Annotated in this window: 17 protein-coding genes and 1 pseudogene; 9 read left to right on the plus strand and 9 right to left on the minus strand. The window is 47.3% G+C overall.

Annotation, left to right across the window (positions count from 1 at the left end):
• The first annotated feature begins 131 nt into the window (after window positions 1–131).
• The gene (locus tag QN395_RS11030; RefSeq protein WP_323492547.1) at window positions 132–1,256 is read left to right on the plus strand and encodes a catalase family protein; all 1,125 of its coding nucleotides are present in this window, start codon (window positions 132–134) and stop codon (window positions 1,254–1,256) included.
• Between the two features lie 368 nt (window positions 1,257–1,624).
• Here the strand turns inward: QN395_RS11030 and QN395_RS11035 are convergent, their stop codons facing one another.
• Window positions 1,625–1,813, minus strand: coding sequence for a hypothetical protein (locus QN395_RS11035; RefSeq protein ID WP_323492546.1), 189 nt, complete (start codon window positions 1,811–1,813; stop codon window positions 1,625–1,627).
• A 274-nt stretch (window positions 1,814–2,087) separates the two neighbouring features.
• Between QN395_RS11035 and QN395_RS11040 the strand changes: the two genes are divergently transcribed.
• The gene (locus tag QN395_RS11040) at window positions 2,088–2,885 is read left to right on the plus strand and encodes an alpha/beta hydrolase family esterase (protein ID WP_416352053.1); all 798 of its coding nucleotides are present in this window, start codon (window positions 2,088–2,090) and stop codon (window positions 2,883–2,885) included.
• A 219-nt stretch (window positions 2,886–3,104) separates the two neighbouring features.
• Here the strand turns inward: QN395_RS11040 and QN395_RS11045 are convergent, their stop codons facing one another.
• From QN395_RS11045 to QN395_RS11065, 5 genes are all read right to left on the minus strand, one after another.
• Window positions 3,105–5,144, minus strand: a complete 2,040-nt coding sequence (locus QN395_RS11045; protein ID WP_323492544.1) for an AI-2E family transporter — start codon at window positions 5,142–5,144, stop codon at window positions 3,105–3,107.
• A gap of 336 nt (window positions 5,145–5,480) precedes the next feature.
• Entirely contained in the window at window positions 5,481–6,791 is a 1,311-nt protein-coding gene (locus QN395_RS11050) for a glycosyltransferase (RefSeq protein ID WP_323492543.1), read from the minus strand.
• Window positions 6,792–7,046: 255 nt separating this feature from the next.
• Entirely contained in the window at window positions 7,047–10,130 is a 3,084-nt protein-coding gene (locus tag QN395_RS11055) for an efflux RND transporter permease subunit (protein ID WP_323492542.1), read from the minus strand.
• 11 nt (window positions 10,131–10,141) lie between these two features.
• A complete protein-coding gene (locus tag QN395_RS11060) occupies window positions 10,142–11,269 on the minus strand; it encodes an efflux RND transporter periplasmic adaptor subunit (protein ID WP_323492541.1) in 1,128 nt (375 codons plus the stop codon).
• Window positions 11,270–11,376: 107 nt separating this feature from the next.
• The gene (locus QN395_RS11065; protein ID WP_322121271.1) at window positions 11,377–12,942 is read right to left on the minus strand and encodes an efflux transporter outer membrane subunit; all 1,566 of its coding nucleotides are present in this window, start codon (window positions 12,940–12,942) and stop codon (window positions 11,377–11,379) included.
• Window positions 12,943–13,298: 356 nt separating this feature from the next.
• Here QN395_RS11065 and QN395_RS11070 point away from each other — a divergent pair, with 356 nt between their 5' ends.
• Complete coding sequence (locus QN395_RS11070) at window positions 13,299–13,988, plus strand: response regulator transcription factor (protein ID WP_322121270.1); 690 nt, start codon at window positions 13,299–13,301, stop codon at window positions 13,986–13,988.
• Window positions 13,989–14,008: 20 nt separating this feature from the next.
• Window positions 14,009–15,361, plus strand: a complete 1,353-nt coding sequence (locus QN395_RS11075; RefSeq protein ID WP_323492540.1) for an ATP-binding protein — start codon at window positions 14,009–14,011, stop codon at window positions 15,359–15,361.
• Window positions 15,362–15,679: 318 nt separating this feature from the next.
• Here the strand turns inward: QN395_RS11075 and QN395_RS11080 are convergent, their stop codons facing one another.
• Entirely contained in the window at window positions 15,680–16,426 is a 747-nt protein-coding gene (locus QN395_RS11080) for a class I SAM-dependent methyltransferase (protein WP_322121268.1), read from the minus strand.
• 265 nt (window positions 16,427–16,691) lie between these two features.
• Between QN395_RS11080 and QN395_RS11085 the strand changes: the two genes are divergently transcribed.
• Entirely contained in the window at window positions 16,692–18,248 is a 1,557-nt protein-coding gene (locus tag QN395_RS11085; protein ID WP_322121267.1) for a Do family serine endopeptidase, read from the plus strand.
• A 244-nt stretch (window positions 18,249–18,492) separates the two neighbouring features.
• Here QN395_RS11085 and QN395_RS11090 read toward each other — a convergent pair whose 3' ends face one another.
• Window positions 18,493–18,714, minus strand: coding sequence for a hypothetical protein (locus tag QN395_RS11090; protein ID WP_323492561.1), 222 nt, complete (start codon window positions 18,712–18,714; stop codon window positions 18,493–18,495).
• Between QN395_RS11090 and QN395_RS11095 the strand changes: the two genes are divergently transcribed.
• The 4 genes and pseudogenes from QN395_RS11095 to QN395_RS11110 all read left to right on the plus strand — a co-directional run bounded on the left by QN395_RS11095 (window position 18,661) and on the right by QN395_RS11110 (window position 22,532).
• Window positions 18,661–19,950, plus strand: coding sequence for an RHS repeat-associated core domain-containing protein (locus QN395_RS11095; protein ID WP_323493106.1), 1,290 nt, complete (start codon window positions 18,661–18,663; stop codon window positions 19,948–19,950). The genes QN395_RS11090 and QN395_RS11095 overlap by 54 nt on opposite strands.
• Window positions 19,951–20,350: 400 nt before the next feature.
• Window positions 20,351–20,746, plus strand: coding sequence for a hypothetical protein (locus QN395_RS11100; protein WP_323493105.1), 396 nt, complete (start codon window positions 20,351–20,353; stop codon window positions 20,744–20,746).
• Window positions 20,747–21,362: 616 nt separating this feature from the next.
• A pseudogene (locus tag QN395_RS11105) lies at window positions 21,363–21,797 on the plus strand (IS3 family transposase); the annotation flags it as partial.
• Between the two features lie 135 nt (window positions 21,798–21,932).
• A complete protein-coding gene (locus QN395_RS11110; protein WP_322121264.1) occupies window positions 21,933–22,532 on the plus strand; it encodes a hypothetical protein in 600 nt (199 codons plus the stop codon).
• Window positions 22,533–23,055: 523 nt separating this feature from the next.
• On the opposite strand, the gene QN395_RS11115 is transcribed toward QN395_RS11110, so the two are convergent.
• Window positions 23,056–23,976, minus strand: coding sequence for a peptidylprolyl isomerase (locus tag QN395_RS11115; protein WP_322121263.1), 921 nt, complete (start codon window positions 23,974–23,976; stop codon window positions 23,056–23,058).
• Window positions 23,977–24,102: the final 126 nt, after the last annotated feature.

Raw genomic sequence — 24,102 nt, forward strand, 5'->3', positions numbered from 1 at the left:
CGTCGCTGAATTCTGTTGGACTCTTACTTAATTACCGCCTCGATTACGCTTACGTGCGGTCACACACAGACTATGTTCAGGCTTAAACCATAAACTCGGCACCCGACTTAACAACTACCGAAGGGTCAGCCATGTCATCTCTTATGCCACCGGATTTGCCACCAACGTCACCCCTGCCTTATAAATCAAGCTATGAAATGTCTGAAGAGGAAGAGGATGAAACACAAATTGGTTTGCTCAAAACGCTGCGACATATTTCGGACATCACCTACAAAGATTCAGGTCACGCGACCCGTAGTGTGCATGCAAAAAGTCATGGCTTATTACATGGGGAAATGTCGGTTGTAGACAATCTGGCGCCCGCTCTGGCACAAGGTATTTTTGCTACTCCCGGAACATGGCCGGTGGTCATCAGATTATCGACCATCCCAGGTGATGTACTGGACGATGCCGTATCCACACCACGCGGTATGGCAATTAAACTGATTGGTGTAAAAGGAGAAAGGCTGGCAGGTAGCGAGGACGATGTTACTCAAGATTTTTTATTGGTCAACGGCAGCCCTACTTTTGCGGCGCCACGGGCGAAAGAATTTTTGGGTAGCTTAAAATTATTAGCATCGACGACCGATAAAGCGCCGGGCTTGAAAAAGGTATTGTCCTCAGTATTACAAAGCACAGAAAAAGTGCTGGAAGCGGTCGGAGGCAAGAGTGGTACGATCATCGCCTTGGGCGGTCATCCAGAAACCCATATTTTAGGCGAAACGTTTTTTAGTCAGGTGCCGATTCTATTCGGTGACTACATGGCAAAATTTTCTGTCGTCCCGGTGTCTTCTGGTTTGGTGGCGCTGACTGGCGCAGTGGTCGATTTAAACGACAAACCGAATGGCTTGCGTGAGGCAGTAGTCGACTTCTTTGCGCACAACAATGCAGTATGGGAATTGCGTGTACAGCTTTGTACTGACATAGAAAAAATGCCGATTGAGGATGCCTCTGTGGCCTGGCCAGAGGAGCTCAGTCCTTACCTGACCGTTGCCCGCATATCAGTACCGTCCCAGGTCGCCTGGAGTGAAGGCCGCTCAAAAGCGATTGATGACGGCATGTCGTTTAGCCCGTGGCATGGCGTTGTTGCACATCGGCCTTTAGGTTCTATCATGCGACTCCGAAAAGCGGCGTATGAGATGTCGGCTAAATTCCGGGCAGAACATAATCGACAAGCGGTGACTGAGCCCAAAAATATGGATGACTCTCCGCTCTAAATTTGAGGAAAGCAGAAACCATGCGATCCAACCAACATACACCACCCAAATTTATATACGCCGGAATTTTTTATGTACCGGTCTGACGAGACCGCTTAGTGCACTATTGAGTCACTAAAGATAATAACGATGATATCGATAATACATATTGTAATCATCGTTTAAATGGCTCCAGATTATTGGTTATTGGAGCCATGTTTATCTATTAGTTGTATAGTCGTGAAGACTAACGATCTCGTTGATGTAGTGTTTGCTATCTTGGAAGTCCAGCTATCCCATAGGCACCTTAGTGGTACCTGCAGAGAACATTAAAATCTCCTGCTAAATCAACAGAGAATTACCATGCGTAAAAACAAGAATTGGATTGCTCAATTAAAAACAATCACAACACTATTTCGCATCGCCAGCCCAAAGGGATTGAGTAAAATAATCATGCCCTTTAAACGTATTGTGCAGAAGCGATCTAAGAAATTATCGCCGTTCCAATTACCGACACTACCTACCATACCCCGACTACCCAAAATACCCAAAACACCTGGCTTCAGTAACTTCGACATCAGTAAACCGGTCAGAAATTTACCTGAGCTCAATAGAATAAAAGTAGCCTCAACCTGGCCGTACAGCGAAGCGATGCCAACGGATCTTCCTGCCGGGGGAGAATTTTTGACTAAGTCGTATGTTAAAGAAAGTCATGCTCAGACACAGGGGCAGACTCAAATTCACCCCCAGCTTGTGCCTCATATTCACTTTCATACTAAGTCGCGGCCCTCTCACACTTACAAAATTTATATTCCCAGTAACAGCAATGATCAGCCGCTACCACTATTGATCATGCTGCATGGCTGCACCCAAAACCCAGATGACTTTGCAACAGGTACTGCGATGAATTTACTTGCAGAGGAGCAGAAATTTATTGTCGCCTACCCGGCGCAAACTCAGTCTGCTAATGCGCAAAAATGCTGGAATTGGTTCAGGACTGACGACCAGTCACGCGGCAAAGGCGAGCCTTCTATTATCGCGGGAATTACTCAAGACGTTATCCGTGACTACCCGGTAGATACGACGCGCGTGTATATTGCAGGCTTGTCTGCAGGAGGCGCAATGGCCGTTACCGTGGCGACACTTTATCCAGATATTTATGCCGCTGTTGGCGTCCATTCTGGATTGCCGTATGCATCGGCAAATAATGTTCCTTCTGCTTTATCCGCCATGCGCAATGGTAGCTCTCAGGCCAACTGCCAACAACTAGATGAAGCAGCGCTGACGGCAATCCCGATGATTGTTTTTCACGGTGATCAGGATCACACAGTCAACGCCAGTAATGGTGAACACCTGATTCAACAAAATATCGCAGCCCAAAATATAGAAATCGATTCTGCGTCACCTCAAAATATTTCAGTACAAACAGGTAAAACTGATGGCGGTCATACCTACTCCACAACGTCTTATTACGATAGTGATGGCCACTCGGTAGCGGAACATTGGGTCATCCATGGCGCAGGTCATGCATGGTCGGGTGGCAATCCCGCTGGGAGTTATACCGATGCAAAAGGACCGGATGCATCGCGAGAAATGCTACGGTTTTTTTTGAGCCATCAATCTTTGCGACGAAGTGAGCGCAAAAATTGATTCTAAAAAGAACACTCTTTAGCAATCACACGGCGCTGAGGATATATTGATGATTGCGTCCGTCATGCTCACGAACCAAGTCAATAATATAGAGAAATAAGAACATACTCCCCCTAAAATATATAAAAATCGCCGTGTGGACGAGAAAACATATGGACAACCTAAAATACCCATATGGAGTATTTATCCTACACAATAATCTACCTGCTATGAATCAAGCTAGCTGACGGTACTTGACACTGGCATCACCTCAAGACAAGTTTGCAGCGTTTCCTGGTAAGACCTGACGATCTGATCTGCACCGGCAACTTGCTCCAAGACACCTTCGGTTTCATCAAACGGATTGGCTAGCAAGACCGCTACGATTTTTACGTGGGGAAGTTGACTGCGTAATTTAGTGGCGGCGGATTCCAGATGTTGATGGCCTTTGACCGGATCAGTGCTGACGAAACAGACCATAGAAATAATGTCCGGGGTGGAATCCGGTGGCGGCGGCAATTCAAATTCCTCAATAGAGAAATGACGTGCGTCAATATGCTGCGCACGCAGAACTCTGACCAATATTTCTGCCGCCAGTACATCGGTATTGCTTAATCCTATGCTCAGCAAGATCGATCCGGCGGGCGCATTGATCGGCCCTTGCCACTGCCCGATCATCCGTTCGCGCTGGCTACGCAATTGCAGTCCTAGGTTAATTCCTTCTAATAAGGAATTGCGGGAATAATGCTTCCACCATTTTCGGTTCTCTCCCAACTCCTGGATCACAGACACAATGGCGTTACTGACTTTGACTTGCTCGACCTTAGTAATCGCTCTGTCAGTAAAATCCATTTTTGCTAGATGCAAGGCTGGGCCTAACACCGTGTCGCAGTAGGCGCTAAACGATTTGCGCTTTAAGAAGCGACGGGCGTTGGCGATGATTTCTTGTGCATCACCCGCTAAGGCGCGCTGGTAAAAATTCTCTGGCATGGTGAGTGCTGGTATCTCGCCCAACAATACTTCTAAAAAATTCAGCGAGCTGATATAGCGCCCGGCAACCACCATACAAAGCGTCAGCGGCGTGGATAACATTAAACCTACCGGACCCCATAACCAGCTCCAGAAAATCGCCGCGATCACGACAGACAATGGCGATAATCCGGTGGTGTGTCCGTACAGATGCGGCTCTATCAATTGGGAAATCACCAGCTCCACCACAAAGAACAGACTGATCGTCATCAGCGCCAGCGACCATCCTGGCGCGATTGCAGCGGCCAGCAAGGTAGCGCACACCGCAGCAATCCAGACGCCAACATACGGAATAAACCGTAAAATAGCGGCCATCGCGCCCCATAGCAGGGCTTGCGAAAGTCCGATGACGCTGAGCCCTAACCAGATCAGCAAACCCACCGCAATATTCACCCCAAACTGGGATAAGAAAAACCGAGAAAGCCGTTCGCCAGCATCATTGACTGCAATGGTGGTCTCGCGCAAATCATGCTTGCCGATAAGCCGGATAAAACGATCCCGCAGGGCTTCGTGCTCAAGTAAGACGAATATCAGGACAATAAAGACAATACCGGTCGTTTCGATTGGCCCCCATATTGAGTTAAATATTTTTTCTATTAGCTGGAAAGGCTTTAACGGCGGCGAACGTATTTCCACTGGTATGGGAGTAATACTTTTAGTGGCGGTGATCATTTCTCCGGTAGTTGTTCCTGCGTTTGTTCCTACGCTTGTTCCTGCATGCACTCCACCATTGGCTGCGACGTTGATGGAACTAGCCGCGGTACTATTTGCAGCCTTGTTGGCTCCATGCTTAGGATTACTAGCGACCTTAGTCGGGGTCTCTGCCGGAGCCAAACTCTCTGGCACGCTGCTAACTGGTTTTGAATAGTCCGATAAACCATCCATCACCCGGTCTGCCTGTCCGGTCAGTGCGTTCAGTTTGCCCAGCGTTAACTGATCCAGTGCGCGGAGTTTGCCACGGATGGTCTCTTCATATTTTGGCAGGCTAGCACCCATTTGTATCACCTGCACGCCAACCAAAATACACAAAGTACTCAGCGCCAGCGTGAGCGTGACGACCGACACAATCACCGACGCCGCATGCCCAAAACCAATGTGTCGCATACGCCGGATAAGAGGTGCAATCAACAAACTCAAAATCACAGCTAAGGTAATCGGGATCAGAAACTCTCTGCCAAAATAAAGCATACCAAGCACCGTCGCCGCACCAACGAGTTTGGCTAACTTGTCCGGCGATGTTTTGGGGTTCATGAAATTAAGCAAGGTAGTTCCTGTCGGTGATCTGAATTATTGATCTGAATTATTGATCTGAATTATTGATCTGAATTAATGATCCAAATATGTGAACAAATTAAGCGAGGTAGGTACCCGAAAGATTGTACATGGCGATTCGCAAAAAATACGCCCTCAATGATTCTTTTGAGCAAAGATATAGCGATATAAATCGTGTTGGACGATTACAAATATCTAAGGACATAAACATATACTCCCCATAAATATTTATAAATATGCCCTATTGACCAATAATTGTATGGACAACCTACATATACAGATAAGGAGTATATTCATTCGCCTTAAACTACTCGTCTAAGATTCAGTGACCAAACCGCTTGTAGAAGATGGCCGACTGATACAAGCCTCCAGCAATTTAACGGCCACTTCCACACCATTCTCCTGCGCCATTGCCCGAGCAATTACCGCTGCGCGGTTTGCCATATCTGGCGATGCCAACACCTTGGCGATAGAGGCTGCCAGACACTTTGCAGAAAGTCGCTTACGGATCAACTTTGGTCCGGCGACACCAAGTCGTTGTAGCTCTGCGCCCCAAAAAAATTGATCGGCGATATGAGCAACTACCACCGATGGTCGCCCTGCGCGCAGGCTAGCCTGTGTGGTTCCAGAGCCGCCGTGATGGACGATCAAAGCGCAGCGCGGGAAGATAATTTGATGAGTAGAACGCTGTAACTTGAAGACGTTTGTGCTGCAATCAAACACCGACAAATCGTCCCAAGGCAGTTGGAATATAGCGCGGCAACCGACACGCTTAACCGCCTCATTCCAAAGCGCTACGGTCTGCTGGATGTAATTCAAATGATGAATCATCATACTGCCAAAGCAGAAATAAACAGGTGGGTTTCCAGCAGCAATAAATTCTTCCAGACCAGCCGGTGAAGCAGCTTGCGGTAAACCTTTTGGTAAGTTAAGAAAGCCGCAGACGCTGTGTGTGCCCTCCCAATCCGGTGGCACATGAAAAATGCTGGGGCTGACCGCAATCAGATTCAATCGCTCAGATACCCAGCTCTGCTGGATGACATCGGTATTGGGAATCAGGTGTTCTCTGTGCCTGAGCGCATTCACTCGCGGCAAAAAAATATGATTCAGAATAACGCGCACTATTTTCCATGCGAAGGGATAACTCCAAGACCCAAAGTCAGGGAATCCTCCCGGGCACAAAAACGCCGATGGCTGCAAACTATGGACAAGATTGATCGTCACAATCGGCGTTGCAGATTTCTCCGCAGCGGCTCGTAAGGGATGCAAGAAAAAATGTCCCACCACCAGATCATTATTGGCGCACAGCTCTTTTGCCGCAGCAAACATCTGCTCCATCACCGGATCAAATCCAAAACTCAGGATCATCTCGGTTTGCGTGATCAAATTACGCGTACCAATCATTTTTCGCCAAAGTTGCTCCATCACTTCTGGCGACATTTCCTCGGTGCCAAGTACATTAATCAACGTAAATCCGAACTGCTCAGAATACTTGCTGTAATCCCGCCCCTCATTATCAGTCACGAGCAAAGTCACAACATGCCCAGCCTGTACTAAGCCTGCCGCCAATGCGATAAATGGCTGAACATCGCCTTCACTACCCCATGTTTGTAAACCGATTTTCAATTGAGCATCCGCTTTAAATTAAATCTGATTAATTGTTGTTAGACACAAAAAAAATCCTAATCAGCTTAGAGAAATCTAAGCGATGTAATAAAAAACCCACCTTGATTAAAAGGTGGGTTTTGCTTTACTTCCGTTCTTCGTGTCGCTATTGCTTTCACTATTAATTGGCTTTTTGCTTCGTTCTTTTTGACATTTGCTTAACTAGACAATTAAATGCACAAATATCAGATAAAACTAGCAGAGCAAACCCATTAGCTACACCAATTTTGGCACTGTATTGTCGTCCCGGTGGCTAGCATCGACTGGCTCGGCAGGCGTCTCAGCAACATGTTTTCCTGAGATCGCAAGATACATTGCAGGCACCACAAACAAGGTGAACAGTGTGCCGATGGAGAGTCCGGTAAAAATCACCAGACCCATCGCATGACGACCTGCTGCGCCTGCGCCGGATGCGATTACCAGAGGTAATACGCCGAACACCATCGCTGCGGTAGTCATCAGAATCGGGCGCAGACGTTCGCCTGCAGCTTCTTCAATCGCGTCACGTTTGCTCAAACCTTTTTTGCGCAACTGATTCGCAAATTCAACAATCAAAATACCGTGCTTACTAATCAGTCCCATTAAGGTCACTAAACCAACCTGAGTATAAATATTGACCGAAGAGAAGCCCCAGAAGATGAAAATCATCGCGCCAAATAAAGCCAATGGTACCGAGATCAAAATCACGACCGGATCACGGAAGCTTTCAAACTGCGCCGCTAATGCGAGGAAAACGATAATCACCGCAAACGCCATCGTCACCAGAAAGCCGCCCGATTCGCTCTTGAACTGACGCGACTGGCCAGCGTAATCTACGGTGTAGCCAGCCGGTGCAATCTCTTTGACCAAGCCACTCAGATAAGTCAATGCCTCATCTTGCGATACGCCTGCTACGCCAGAGATAGTTGCCGAGTTCAGCTGCTGAAACCGGTTAATCGCCTCTGGTACCACGCTGGTGGTGATGTGAGCCACGGTACTTGCCGGTATCATGCTACCGGTTGGTGTGCGAATATAAAAATCAAGCAAATTCTCTGGATTTAAACGGTCCACCTGCTGCACTTGCGGTATCACTTTGTAGGAGCGACCAGCGATGGAGAAGTAATTTACATAACCACCACCTAAGGCCGCGCCCAAAGCCTGACCCACATCTTGCTGCGTCATTCCTAGCGCAGTAATTTTGTCGCGGTCAACTTCCAGAGTAGCTTGCGGTTTATCCAGTTTTAAATCGACGTCCATAAAATAAAACTTACCGGAGGTACGAGCTTTGTCCATCACTTGCTGAGCAACTGAATTTAAATTCTCAAAAGGCTCGGTCGTCGTGATCAAAAACTGAATCGGCAAACCGGATGAACCAGGCAATGCAGGGAACTGGAAAGCTGCGATTCTGGCACCGGCAATCTTGTTCCACTTTGCTTGCAAGTCTTGCTGAATTTGCTTGGCACTGCGGCCACGTTCGCTCCAGTCTTTCAGCAAGACACCGCCAATACCAGCATTGGTCGTTGGCACACCGGTGATCTGGAACATCTGCTTGTATTCCGGCATGTCATGCGCCACTTTAAATACCTGATCGGCGTAAGTTTGCATCTGGTCGGATGTCGCTGTTGGCGCACCGACGACTTGTGACAAGACGATGCCCTGATCTTCTTCTGGCGCCAGTTCAGACTGCGACATCTTAAACATCAGTCCCAAGCATAAAATCAGAATCACGCTCATCACAATAAGCACAGGCCAGGTATTTAACAAGCTATGCAAAATACGTAAATATCGGCCGCGAACTTTTTCAAAGGTATGGTCAATGTATTTTGCGAAACGGCCATTAGTTTGCTCCATCTTAAAGAAGCGGGAGCACATCATCGGTGATAAGGTCAAGGCGACGATACCAGACATGGCAACCGCGCCAGCCAGAGTAAAAGCAAACTCAGTAAACAAAGCACCGGTTAAACCACCCTGGAAACCGATAGGGACATACACTGCAATCAGCACGACGGTCATGGCCAAAATCGGCGAGGCCAATTCACGTGCCGCAAGCAAGGAAGAGTCCATGATGGACTTGCCTTCTTTCATGTGCCGATCGACGTTTTCGACCACGATAATCGCATCATCCACTACCAGACCAATCGCCAACACCAGCGCGAGTAAGGTCAGTAAATTGATGGAGTAGCCAAACATCAGCATCACGAAGAAAGTACCAATCAGTGACAGCGGCATCGCAATCACAGGCACCATCACCGCGCGGAAACTACCGAGGAACAAGTAAATCACCACCGTCACAATTAACAGCGCTTCTAACAAGGTTTTGACGACTTCTTCGATCGAGGTGTTAATGAACTCGGTGGAGTCATACACGATCTGCCCGGTAAGACCAGATGGCAATTGCGATTGAATCCCCGGGAAAGCTGTGCGAACGCGTTTTGCAACATCAAGGATGTTCGCTTCCGGCGCTACTTTAATACCGATAAACACCGAACGAACGCCACTAAACGCCACGTTAAAGTCATAATTTTCTGACCCCAGAGTGACGGTAGCAACATCCTCCAAACGGACAATTGCGCCGTTATTTTGCTTGATTGCCAGCTTCTTAAATTCCTCAACCGAGTGCAAATCTGTACCGGCAGTTAAAGGCACGGTCACCATCTGACCTTTGGAGGCGCCCAATGCAGTCAGATAATTATTGGAGGCTAAGGCAGTACTGACATCAGCTGCGGTAACGCTAAATGCCGCCATTTTTTGTGCGTCCAGCCAAGCACGCAGAGCAAATTGGCGGGCACCTAACAGCTCGGCGGTTTGTACGCCTTCAATCGAATCTAACTTTGGCTTAACAACGCGGATCAAAAAATCAGTCACGTTATTAGTTGGCAAAGTATCGCTATAAAAGCCCATATACATCGCATCCGTGGTCTGACCGGTTTGTACAGTCAAAACTGGTTGCTGCGCTTGTGCAGGTAACTGGTTTTTTACCGAATTAACCTGGGTGCTGATTTCAGTCAAAGCCCGGTTCGCATCGTAGTTAAGACGCAAGGTTGCGGTAATTGTTGATACGCCACTGGAGCTGGAAGAAGATAAATAATCAATCCCCTGCGCCTGCGCAATAGCGGACTCTAATGGCTGCGTGATAAAGCCAGCGATTGTCTGCGCGTCAGCACCAAAGTAAGTCGTCGAGATCGTGACGACTGCATTTTGAGTATGCGGATATTGGTTGACGGGTAAGCTAAACAAAGACCGCATACCGAGTACCACAATCAGCAAACTCACGACGATGGCGAGTACCGGACGCTTGATAAAAATGTCGGTAAATTTCATCTTGACTCCTTTTAGTGTTCTTGCGGAGTTGGATTGGGACTATTTTTCGGCTGGACAGAATTATCGATCAGCACTGGCGTACCATTCTTCAATTTAAGCTGTCCGCTGGTGACGACCATTTGTCCGACTTCTATCCCTTTTAATACGGCAACCTGATCACCACGAGTAGCGCCAGTGGTCACGAATACTTGTTGGGCGACTTTAGCGACCTCACCTTTTTCATCTTTTTTGTCGCTGTCTTTAATTACAAATACAGTGGAGCCGTAAGGATTGTAGGTAATCGCTGTTTGCGGCAACGTGATAAATTTATTTTTGTCGCCGACATCAATTGCCACATTGCCGAACATACCCGGCAAGAGCAATTGTTTTTGATTGTTCAAGGTTGCTTCTACCTGAACATTACGGGTTGCTACATCGATTTTTGGATTGATGGAAGAGATTTGTCCCTGGAAATCCTGACCTGGAAAAGCATCACTCAAGAGCTTAAGACTTTGCCCAACTTTCAGCGAAGCGATTTGTTTTTGCGGCACAAAGAAGTCCACAAAAATAGGATCAATCGTCTGCAAGCTGACTAACTTGTCACCCGGATTAACGAACTGACCCGGATTTACAGTGCTGATCCCCAAGCGACCTGCGAATGGTGCGCGAATAGTTTTTTTCTCGACGTTGGCGGCTTGTTGGGCGACCAAAGCGCGTTTGCTTTTTAAGTCGGCCATATCAGAATCAACTTGTGCCTGACTAACACCCTCTGCCGCCAATTGCGCCTGATCGCGCTTGAGGACAGTAGCAGATAATTCTGCTGATGCCTCCAAAGAGCGCAGTTGTGCGATGTCAGAATCCGCGTTGAGCTGTATCAAGATGTCGTTATGCTTTACATTTTGACCGGACTTAAATTTTACGTCGCGTACCAGACCAGCGATTTCGGAGCTGATGTCGACGCCACGATAAGCTGTGACTGTGCCGACGGAAGAAATCTGCGGCTGCCACTCTAAGGTTTCTGCTTTTGTCGTGCTAACGGTTTGTGCGCCAGGCTTGGGCGCACTGGCGATTAATTGTTTAATTTGTAGATACTTGCCGAACGCCAGGCCAACGATCAACAACACCACGCAGCCGAGCATGATAAACATACGCTTTGTCATGAATACTTCCCCTTTAATATACTAATCCGGTCACGAATACGATTAAGAAGCGTGACTCAATTCATATCACTTCAATACATCTCATTAAAATTCGAGAACCACAAGATTTATTCTGCGCTTGCCGCTTTATTGTCGGTAATAGCGGAACCGGTAGCGCTGGAAATATCCATCAACGCCGGACGGTTCCACCATCCACCACCCATAGACTGAAATAAAGCCGCCGTATCCGCATACCGGTTTGCCTGCGCCTGAATCAGACTGACACGCGCTGTTTGATAAGTGCGCTTGGCATCGAGCAAGGTCAGAGAGCTAACACTACCCAATTTGTACTGTTTGGTCGTCAAGTCCAAGGTTTCTTTGGCGATGGATTCAACATCTGCTTGCTGCTTTAAAGTTTGCGCATCGAACTCTAAAGCGCGCAAACTATCCGCCACATTTTGGAAAGCCGATAACACCGTAGAACGATATTGCGCTGCCGCCTGGTCGTAGGATGCCACTGCTGCACGACGCTTAGCTGAGAGGGAGCCGGCATTAAAAATCGGTGCCGTCAAACCGCCAGCCAGGCTCCAGAAACTCATATTTTCGCTGAACAGATTATTGGTTTTAGTCGATGCAAAACCATAACTACCAGTGAGAGAAAATTGTGGATACTGATTGGCCGTTGCAACACCGATTTGGGCGCTGGCTTGATGTAATAAGCTTTCAGCCGCGCGAATATCTGGACGTTGGCGCACCAATGCGGAGGGGATAGATACCGGTAACTCTTGCGGCAATTGCAGTGCGTCCAGATTAAATTCAGGCAAGCCCGGATCACTAGGTAAGCGCCCCGCATACACTGCCAGTTGATTACGCGTTTGCTCTAAGGATTTTTGCAGGCCGGGCAAACTCGCACGGGTCTGAGCAACCAAATTGCGCTGAGATAAAAACGAGGATTTGGCAATCGCACCGACTTTAAATTGCTGCTCAATCACTTCCAGCTGCCTGGACTGCGCATCGAGTATCTCTTGCGTCGCTTGCAATTGCGCCCGATAAGACGCTTCGCGTATCGCGGTGGTAACCAGATTGGATGTCAGTGTCAGATACGCTGCCTCGACCTCATAACGCTGATAATCAATACCCGCTTGCAGGCCTTCCAGTCCGCGCTTATTTGCACCAAATACATCCACTGTGTAAGAGACATTAACGGAGGCATTGTATAAATTGAAGATGGTGCCGCCCGGAATGCCTGTAGATACCGCCGAGGCATGTTCGCGTTCACCATTGAGGCTACCAGTCACAGTAGGAAATTGGCTTGATCCATACTGGGCGTTGTAGTTCTCTTGTGCTTGTCGCAATGCCGCCTGGGCAGATGCCAGCGTTGGACTCTTTGTTAAAGCGTCGCGGATTAATTTGTCTAGTGCTTCAGAGCGGAATACTTGCCACCAGGCTGCTGGAATATCCTGCCCGCTCACCAAGGTTTGTGACGTCCCTGCATTACCTGCCGATGCCTCGGTCTGGCTCGCTGTGGGCGATGGCGTATAAGAATAATTCTCTGATTTGACCGGTGCTGCTGGCGCAGTAAAGTTGGGGCCAACTGCGCATCCGCTGATGAGTAGGCTGAGAGCGATGGTTCCGCCAGCGCCACGAGCCAATGATTGCAGAGAAACTTGCTTGCAGATCCTTGTTTTTTTCAATTTCCACACTCCCGAATACGCAAATAGTTTGGCATTAACATTACTGACTTTAAAGTCAGATAAAGATATTACCTGAATACTTGATGAGTGTTTTGAATAATTAGTAAAGTTAGGTAAATATTTTTGTGTGACTTACGCAAAATTGTCCTGCAAGGCGCAACCACGACGACAGTTTTAGGACGGACAGGCGCTGCAACGCGGTTTTGGGCGGTTTTGCGAAAGCCCTGGCGACAATATACTACTACCATGTATATATAAGCAGTCCAGATATTATATGGACAACAAGCCATATTTATTTAAAATAATAGGGAGTATATTAAAATCAATGTTATTACCCCGTCAGCGGAGCGAAATAAATGCGGATTTTATTGGTAGAAGATGATCAGATGATAGGCGAGGCGATCAGAACCTCTTTGCGTCAGCTTGAGTATGTCGTTGATTGGGTGCGGGACGGTGGCTTGGCGGATTCTGTTTTACAGACTGAGCATTTTGATCTGGTGTTGCTGGATTTAGGCTTGCCAGGCAAAGACGGGATTGAAGTTGTGCGTAGCTTGCGTCTTCGCAAGGTGAGTATACCGGTCATCATCATCACTGCCCGCGACGGATTAGAGGATAGGATTAAGGGATTGGATGCGGGCGCTGATGATTATGTGATCAAGCCGTTTGCGATTGAAGAACTGGCAGCGCGTCTGCGCTCTGCCCTGCGGCGCAGCTCTGGGCAAACTGAGCCTGCGATCCAGATCGGCGATGTGATAATTAATCCTGCGACGCACGAGGTCAAACGCCATGATGTGACGGTATCTTTGTCAGCCCGTGAATACGCAATGATCGAGGCTTTGTTGCTGCGACCCGGTGCGATTTTGTCGCGCGCACAGTTAGAGGAACGCATGTACGGCTGGGGTGAGGAGGTTGAAAGTAATACGGTCGAAGTGTATATCCATTCGGTACGGCGCAAACTCGGCACCAGCTTTATTCAGAATGTACGTGGGGTTGGTTACTTTATTCCTAAGCCGACATCAACTACAACATCAACTCCTACGACGTAACAACAACGCACAGTTTCTCGATGAAAATTACTTCAATACGCGCAAAATTATCGGTCTTTTTGATCGCTGCAGCCATACTCACAGCATTGCTAATAGGTTTGATCACTTATCGGCACACACTAAAAGAAAATGAAGATTTGCTGGATTACCAGTTGCGTCAGATTGCCTTGTCATTGCGCGACCAGGGCGTTGTTGCCGACCCGTCGTATTACCAGCAAGGGGACGCGTTAGATGTCGTGATACAGATCTGGAATAGCAATGGCAGCATGCTGTATTTATCGGTACCGGGCGCACCTTTATTTGATCGCGCAACATTGGGCTTTACCGACGTGGATGTGCAGCTCAATATAAGTTTGAACACCTATCCAAAACGCTGGCGGGTATTTAGCGTTGCTACCAGAGACAGGATTATTCAAGTCGCACAACCGCTAGATCTGCGCACCGACCTCGCCGCAACAGCAGCACTGCGCAGCCTGACGCCGCTACTGGCATTTGTGCCGCTGATGGCGCTATTAATCTGGTGGACCGTAGGCAATTCTTTATTACCCTTGCAGCGAGTCGCCAACGAGGTAGAACAACGCGATGCCCGTAGTCTGGAGCAAGTAGCGGAGACCGATTTACCGAGCGAAGTGGTACCGCTGATCACGGCCCTCAACTCACTACTGGCGAGGTTGCAGCAAGCGTTCTCTAGCCAGCGCGCGTTTGTAGCGGATGCAGCACATGAGCTGCGCTCGCCACTGACGGCACTCAAACTGCAATTACAATTATTGGGCAATGCGCCGGATGATGCCGCAAAAAAGCAAGCCTTGGACCAACTCAACCAAGGGGTAGATCGCTCTAGTCACTTAATAGAACAACTATTGATTGCAGCACAAACCGATCCGGCGGACACGCAAATCCAATTGCAAGCCTACGCGCCATCGACCAATATCGCAGAGCTGACGCGGCAGACAATTGCCGATCTTTTCCCAATTGCGCAATCGCGGGAATTACAGCTTGAGTTAGCTGCACCAGAACAATTGCTGATCCCTGTTGACGCCGCACGTTTAAGCATCCTGATCCGCAACCTGATCGACAACGCCATCCGCTACACGCCGAACGGCGGGCAAGTACACACCAGCGTGATTGATCACGGATCGCAAGTTGAATTATTGGTAGAAGATTCCGGCCCCGGGATCGCACCATCTGATCGTGAGCGGGTATTCAGCCGGTTTTATCGCTTAAACAATCACCCAAGCCAACAAACGGGGAGCGGCTTGGGATTATCGATTGTGAAGAATATTGTGGACCAACACGGCGCCCAGATTACGCTAACTAGTTCAGCTTTAGGTGGTCTGAAAGTAAGTGTTATTTTTCAAGCTAGTTCAAATTAGTTCAAGCTGCACCGATGGTTACTTGGTGTTGGGAAAAGCTTTGCGGTAATTTCCCCGACACTCTTTTCAACAGTTTGGTCCAGCAAGACAGACACAGCTATTTTTTGGCTTAAACCGAGATTTTCCGTTAGGATTTGAGTTGATGACGGATGCACTTTTCGAGGCAGTTTTGATGCGAGTTTGTTGCAAATAAGGCGCTCATGGCAAGCCATGAGCAACGAAGAGCGTCAAAAATGACCGGAAATGCGCCGTCAGCACTCAAATAGCACCTTCGGTGCGCCTAATGGAAAATCTCGGTTAATCCCTAATACTTAATGTTCATTGACTGCTAGCGATAAAAGTGTGGATGTCAAAATTAATTTTGACAGTTTCGTTAGTCTCTGTATTTTGGATCTTCGCCAAGAATTCCTCAGCGTACGCGCTCCCGCCTTGTTTATCGATATATCGTGTCACATAACTTGTAGACAAAAAGAATAACCCGACCTCCAATGGTGTCAGTTCTATGATGTTTGAAAATATATGTCGTTCGGCTGAAGCAAATCCTCCTGACGAATCAATTCGTTCTAGGGTGTCATCGTAACTGGTCAGCCGGACGTCACGGTATTGGCTCCATTTCGTGACGAGCTCCTTTTCTATCAGATCACGAAGCGGACCATATGCAACTGGAAAATCATATTTATACGCGCAGAACACTCCTTTATTTTTTAGAAGTGACTTGATTCTTTGCAAGACAATATCCCGATCCATCCAGTAAAACGAGGTTGCGCTGGTAATCAGGTCAAACTTCTTTTGAGAGGAATATTCCTCTGCTGGGGATACGCTAAAGCGAATTGCAGGATAGTTAAATTTGGCCTTCTCAATCAAGTTTGCGCCAATGTCAGCTCCTTCAACATAATTGAAATACGGTGCGAGCCTGATAGTCGAAACTCCATTTCCACACCCAATATCCAACGCAGCGTCAACACCTCCACACCGGCTCACCAAATCCCGATACAGCGCCTCGGGGTAGGCGATCTTTGCGCGGACTAGGTTGTATGCATCTGCATACTGATCAAACTGTTGCATTAAGCAATCTCCAATAGCTTTGGCTATATTCGCCCTTGTTGAGAAAATTTATCAATGAACCGCTGTGACTTACCAACGATAAATGTATGAAGCACCAGCAAGTATGACAGTTATGGGGGGGGAATTACCAGAGGTTATTCGATGCGAACATGCAATTCTCTCTTAAGTCTAATTTAAGTTTGTTCTTTTATTCTGCAGATGTCCCCACATTTTTAGGGCAATTTCCTTGCACTGATTTGTACAGACCTGCTGAATAGGAGCAAACATGAAAGCTAAAGAAATTACCATCGCATTAGTCGCCGCTGGCGTCTTATCTGTCGGCACCGCCAACGCATTCAACTGGAATGCATCTGACTGGTTTCATAAAAAAACGGATACTGCCCAAGCAGACACTCCGGGCACTATCGCCGGTTCGGCGATACCCTCATCTCCAGCAAGTACACCGCAAAATACGCCGTCAGGCACAAGCGCCACAGCGCCTATCGTTCCCATCACTGCGCCCAATTATCGTTCCATTGTTGAGCGTTATGGCTCTGCCGTTGTGGGTATCAATACCGAAGCGATGCATAAAACCAGTATGGAAGATTCGGACGGTGCATCGGGTGATCCGTTCTCTCAGTTCTTCCGGGGTTTGCCCGGTATGCAGGGCATGCCAGGTTTTAATGGTCAAGGTCGTATGCAGCCACATAATGTGCCTGTGCGCGGACAAGGTTCAGGATTTATTTTGAGCAAAGACGGTTTAATTCTAACCAATGCGCATGTCGTAAATGACGCTGATGAAGTCACGGTCAAATTAAGTGACCGTCGGGAATACAAAGCCAAAGTATTAGGCAGCGATAAAGCGACCGATATCGCAGTACTAAAAATCGACGCTAATAATTTGCCAGTAGTCAGTCTTGGCGATACCAAACAACTTGGCGTTGGCGACTATGTTCTAGCCATCGGCTCCCCTTTCGGCTTTGAGCAAAGCGCGACTGCTGGCATCGTCAGCGCAAAAAGTCGCTCATTACCTGGCGACGGTTATGTACCATTTATCCAGACCGACGTCGCAGTTAATCCCGGCAATTCGGGCGGTCCCTTGTTTGATGCCAGTGGCAATGTGGTTGGCATCAATTCACAAATTTACAGCCAGACTGGCGGCTATCAAGGCGTTTCATTTGCGATCCCGATTGAGGTTGCTTTAAACGTCAGCAACCAGATCGTCAAGAGCGGCAAAGTAGTCCACGCCAGATTAGGGGTAACGATACAAGAGCTGAACCAAACTCTGGCTGAATCTTTTAAATTAAAACAACCCGATGGTGCCCTGGTCGCCAATATCGCACCCGATAGTGCAGCGGCCAGAGCCGGACTAGAGCCTGGTGATGTGATCCTTAAATATAACGATCAGATCATTAAGCGATCCGGTGATTTACCGGCACTGGTTGGCATTGGCAAACCCGGCGATAAAGCGACGCTGCAAGTCTGGCGCGCTGGCAAGGCGATTGAACTATTAGCCACGCTGGATACCGCAAAAGATGTCGCCATGAACGAGGATGTATCCCCAAGAAACCAAAATAAAGGCAGGCTAGGTGTTGCGGTTCGCCCATTAACATCCGATGAAATTCGGCAAGCAGGATTGCCATCTGGTTTAGTGGTAGAGCAAGTAGGCGGTGCCGCCGCCCGCGCAGGGATCGAGGCTGGTGATGTGATTATTGCTGTCAACGGTGCCAACGTAAAATCAGTAACGCAACTTCAGTCACTGGTCGCCAAAGAAAATAAGCAGTTGGCTTTGCTGATACAACGAGGCGACGCGAAGATATTTGTACCTGTGAACTTGGGTTAAAAAGAAGTTGAAAGGGAGTTAGCGTAACTCAAGAAATACATCAACTGTTTGCTCAATAAAAAATGCCCTTGTGATATTGCAAGGGCATTTTTTATTTTTAGGACTTTCGCAAACGCCACGACCTCTCAACACAGAGCTATCGCGAAACAGCAAAGAAAAAGAAAGGCAGGTTTTCGCAGCACTCCTGATTTTCTCAGTGTCTCTGTGTCTCCGTATTGATTGGAGTCTCGGGTGCCCCACGGTCTTAAGCAGCATCACCCTCGTCAAAGTCGAATACTGGCACAAAGACCATCTGGGCAGCCTGATCGCCACCACCGACCACACGGGTGCCGTGACCGCACGCTACTCCTACGACCGGTTTGGCAAGCGTCGCACAGCCAGTGGCAATTACGACGCCAATGGTCAACTCATCATCGACTGGACCACCAACACCAACAACGGCACAGATCGCGGCTACACCGGTCACGAGCATCTGGATGATATGGGCGTCATCCAGATGAACGGCCGTATCTATGATCCGCTCTTGGGACGCTTCATGCAGGGTGATCCGTTTATTCAAGACCCGTCGAATTTACAAAACTTCAATCGTTATGGGTATTGCTATAATAATCCGATGACTTGTACCGACCCAACAGGACAGTTATTTGGTATTGACGACATGTTCTTTGTTGCTTTGATTGCGATATGGGGCGCAGAGAAGGCCGGCATTATTGATGCCAGAACCGCCAGACAAATCACAGCGATCGCTTTCACGATTGCCTCTGGGGTGCCGCAAACTTTTGCGGAAGCTGCACAAACTGGCTTTTTTAGCGGAGCCATCTCCAGCGGGAACTTGAAAGGTGCGTTACAAGGAGGATTCACTGCGGGTATGTTCTATGGGGCGGGGAATGTTATCGGCGGAGGTAATTTTTTTACAGGGGGCAGCGGCACACAATGGACAGTGGCTGAGGGGGTGGCGCTGCATAGTGTTGTTGGATGCGTGACTAGTGTTGCAAGCGGTGGGAAGTGTGGACCTAGGGCTCTGAGTGCAGCGTTCACCAAAGCGATCGCCAGTACCGATTTTATGAAGAGTGTTACTGATTCAGGTGATAGAGTTACTGGAACACTGGTCAGTGCCATTGTTCGAGGTACTGCATCAGTGTTTGGTGGTGGTAAATTTGCTAACGGTGCGCAAACCGCTATCTTTAGTTATTTGATGAATGAGGTTGCCCATTGGAAGCAAATGGAACGGGCAAGTGCACGAGCTTTAAGATATCTCGGTTTTAAGGTTGAGCAAGGAGTAAAGCTACTCGTCACTTCCGCAGACGGCACCTCAAGGATTATGATTGCAGACAGTGTTGCCATGAAGGATGGCTTGTTAATTATTACTGAGGTAAAAGATGGACTAGGGGCAAAACTATCGGCGGCACAAAAAATGATTTTTGAAATTGCCAAAGATGAAGGGACAATTGCTATCGTGTCCAGTGATAGGGCTGGTAGGCTTGGGTTGGAGGCTAGGGTCAATTTAATTGAACAAACTACTTTTATTCAACGAATCGCAATTTCTTTAGAAGCTAATATTGCTAATAAAGCGGCTGGTCAATTAACTAGAGTTCTTGGGACAGACGGAGCTGCCACAATTTTTCGGGTTGCTAAAATTGCGACTGGTTTAATGGCAACGATAACGATTGAGTTAGCAACACACTCTGACGACGTGCATTAAAGATTGTATATATGACTTCAAAAAAATTAAAATTTCAAAATTCTCGAGGATTTGTGAAAGTATGGGGCACACCTCAACCATCGACGTTAGAAGAAATATTTTCTTATTTGAATATGAACGGTTATTCGGGACCAGTTTCGTGGAGGGATCCTGCGGCCTTGAATTTTGTGAAACAGATTGATTTGAACTTTTTTTTGTTTTTGCTATCTCTGGTGTTTTTCAAGACCCAGCCGGAATTTTTAATTTTGACATTTCCATTCAAATCTGCTCCAAAAAAATTGGAGAAATTGAATTACTACTTGATTTATGGGAAGTCGATAAAAGGTTCGTTGAGAGCGCTTTTTCATTTCCGAAATCTGCTTTGTTCCAAGTCACATTAAGCCACCTTAAATGGAATTGTGTGCCTGGAGGTAACCCCTGCTGGACCTCTCATTCCAATAATAGTTCTGCTAATTTGGAATTTAATCAATGGGTAAGGGACTGGGAGCAATTTGGTCTACCTTTTACTGAGCGCATAAAAAATTCAAACGATGTAGTGGCTGTATACTTTGATATAAAAAAATATCGAAAAAATTCCTGGGTGAAATCAGATGGACCGCAGCACTATAGCTTTTTTGAGACAGGAATTATTTTGCTGTCTGAAGAGATGCGACATCAGGAGGCTATGGAACTGTTTAAACTTTGGGTAGATGACACAGAAAAATCTAAAGAATTTTTAAGACCGAGAAGTTTGGAATTTATTCAGCGAAGAATAAGAAAAATAAATGATTGGTTAAGTTTAAAACAGCAAGCGTAGCGTGCACACTCCCGTAGGGGGCGCCATGCGCGCCGCTTCAGATGCTAGCGTCCCTCTCTAAGCCCATCGTTTTTCCATCAGTGGTGCGTATGACGCACCCTTCGCTGGAGATCCGATGGGTATGGTTTGTCAGAACCTAGGCTGCGTACCGCCAATAAGCATCAGGTAATCAGAGCATATAAACCTGGATCCGCACCCCGAAAATAGCAAAGCTTCATGCAAGGCAATATCACATACTCCCCCGTAGAGATAAAAAAATATGCCTTATTGCCCAATTATTATATAGACAATTAAAACATACATAGTGGGAGTATATTCATTCAGATGGCGAAGCAAGAATAGCCAACAGCCGTTCGCTTCGATGATCGATCTGGCAGTTAATGATGTTCATTCACCGAACTTTTTGCTACGTCGCTCCTGCGAAGGCAGGAGTCCAGAGGCGTTCGTTGATTGACCGGCGACACTGGATTCCTGCTAAGGACATGCAAGAATGACAGGCAGCAAGCGTAGCGTGCATACCCCATAGCGGTGTGCGCCCTGCGCACGGCTTCAGATGGTAGCGTTTCTTTCTAAGCCGATAGTTTTTCCATCATTGGTGCGTATGACGCACCCTTTACTGTTCAATCGGGAAGTGATCGGGTGGTCGCTCAAGCCACGCATGACAACTGACATCGTGACAGATGCGTTGACGATGGCGTGGTTTCGCCGCCGACCAGACGCTGGTGTCATGCATCATTCAGATCGCGGTAGCCAGCACGCCAGCCATGCATTTCAGGGAAAGCTCAAGGAATTTGGCATGATCTGTTCGATGAGCCGTAAAGGTAATTGCTGGGACAACGCGCCTACTGAAAGCTGGTTTAATAGTTTCAAGAACGAGCGCTATCATGGCGTACGGTATGCGACTCATGCCAAAATGAAGGCTGCCAGCTTCGACTATATAGAAGTCTTTTATAATCGAACCCGCCAGCATTCAACACTGAACTATCAGTCGCCAATTAAATACCTTGATCGCTGGAGGAATGCACAAAATCAGAAAGAACACGCTGCATAATATCCACCTGATGGAAGACGAAATATCGAGGCAACCTCAGTATCTAGAGAACCTATTCCTTAATGCCGACAAACCCGCATAATTTTTCATAAGCCTTAAAGTCGTTATAGCCGACATCTCATTGGATATTTAAACATGAACATCACTATCCTCTTCCCTACCCAAACAGAAGCAAGCCAGTTTCAACGTGATGATGTATCCACGATGATTTCTGGCGTAGGCCTGACTGCGACCGCGCTTGCGACGATGAAGGCAATTCAGCAATATCAGCCGGAGTTGATCATCCTCGCGGGGATCGCTGGGGTTTATCCACATGCGCCATTCAAAAAATATGATGTGGTATTAGTAGAAACAGAGGTCGAAGGTGATTTGGGATTCTTCACTAAGACTGGTTTTGTACACATGGCACATTTACCCATTGAGATGGAGTTTGAGCGACGCCATACTTTGGCTTGTCCACATCTGCCGCTTAATTCACCTTTCCGGCTGGCAAAAAGTATGTCACTGAATGCGGCATTAGCGCCCTTTGTTGATGTGCAAAATATTGATATAGAAAATATGGAAGGTGCAGCTTTTTTCCATGTCTGCCTACAAGAGCAACAAAAGTTTTTAGAGCTGCGGGCAATCTCTAACATTGCACAGATTGGCGATGATGATTGGGATATGCAAGGCTCAGTCAAAGTGCTCACTGAAGGATTGCATCAGCTGATTGATATTTTGCAGGAGCAAGGCTGAGCGTATAGTCATTGAATGCATCAAACTTTTTACTTAGGACTTACGCAAAAACGGAAAGCTACTCGCTGGCATTCCCATGAAACCAGATGGCTTAATATAAAACATCAAGACCTCTCACCACAGAGACACAGAGCCACAGAGAAAATCAGGAGAACAGCGAAATCCTGCCTTTCTCTTTCTTTGTTGTTCCTCTGTGTCTCTGTGCCTCTGTGGTGAGGGGTTTTGTTTTTTGCGTAAGTCCTATTACTTTTATTACTTACGTAAAATTGTCCCTGCAACGCAGTTGGGGCGGTTTTGCGTAAGACCTATTGATTATGCTGATACGATGGTCACGTAATATGCCACGTACCGCACTCGACTGGCCTGCACTGAATAAATTTGCTGACTTAATGTGTACACGTCCAAGCTGGAAAGCGCTGTATCAAAAACAAGGTTTGACGGATTGGACAGGCTGGTAATACGGATTATTTCAGGGAATAAAAAAGGAGCCGAGGCTCCTTTTTTATTCCCTGAATATCGAGAATTACTTCTTTACAGCATCAGCAGCTGGTACTGTAGCGGCTGGAGTTGAAGCTGCCGGTGTACTTGCCGGAGTTGCTGTCACTGGCGCATTCACCATTTCGATTTTAGCTTTTGTGCGGATATCGTCGATCAATTTTTTCAAGCTTTCTTGCTGGGCTTGTTGCTTCAATCCTTCTTTAACTTCGTCTAATGCCGGAACGACTTTTGCGCGAGAGTCTTCTAACAAAATAACGTGGTAGCCGAATTGTGATTTAACTGGCTCTAGCGTGAATTTGCCTTTTTCTAATTTAGCTACCGCTGCGCCAAATTCTGGCACCATGCGTGCCGGGTCAAACCAGCCTAAATCACCACCGCTAGCTTTGGAACCTGCGTCCAGCGTTTTTTGCTTCGCCAGTGCTTCAAATTGGCTCGGGTCTTTTTGTAGCTTAGCGATAATGTCTTTCGCTTCGGCTTCTGTCGCTACCAAAATATGGCGCGCTTTATATTCGTTACCACCAAGTTTGACTTTGATTTTTTCGTATTCTGCTTTGAGCATGTCATCGCTGATGACATTAGTCTTCAAATAATCTTGAACATACGCATTAGCCAAAATCGATTCTTTGGTCAACTGAGTCTGATCGATCACTTCTGGTGTTTTATCCAAACCCTTTTTAACGGCTTCTTGCGCTACCAGATATTGCAACGCCAAATGATCAATGATCTCTTTGCGTGATTCTGGCGTGTCGGGCTGGCCTTGGGCTGCACGTTGCTTGACCATTAAATCGACAATGCTTTGGCTAATTGGCGTGCCATTGACGGTAGCAGCCGCTTTGGATGGAGCAGCAGCCTTGGATGCATCTTGTGAATTACAAGCAGTCAGGATTAGTAAAGAAGCAGCACTAGCTAACAAAATACGGGTATCAACACGGGACTTGATGAACATCTTTAGATTTCCTCTATAAGGTAAGTAATTGTATTCGGCTCAATATTCAGCTTGAGTTCAGCTCAAATGATAAATGCAGAAAGCCGCATATATTAGCAGCATTGCATGGCATTGCTCAAAATTGGC

It is taken from the genome of Undibacterium sp. RTI2.2 (genome assembly GCF_035018705.1).
In the GTDB taxonomy this organism is placed as follows: domain Bacteria; phylum Pseudomonadota; class Gammaproteobacteria; order Burkholderiales; family Burkholderiaceae_D; genus Undibacterium.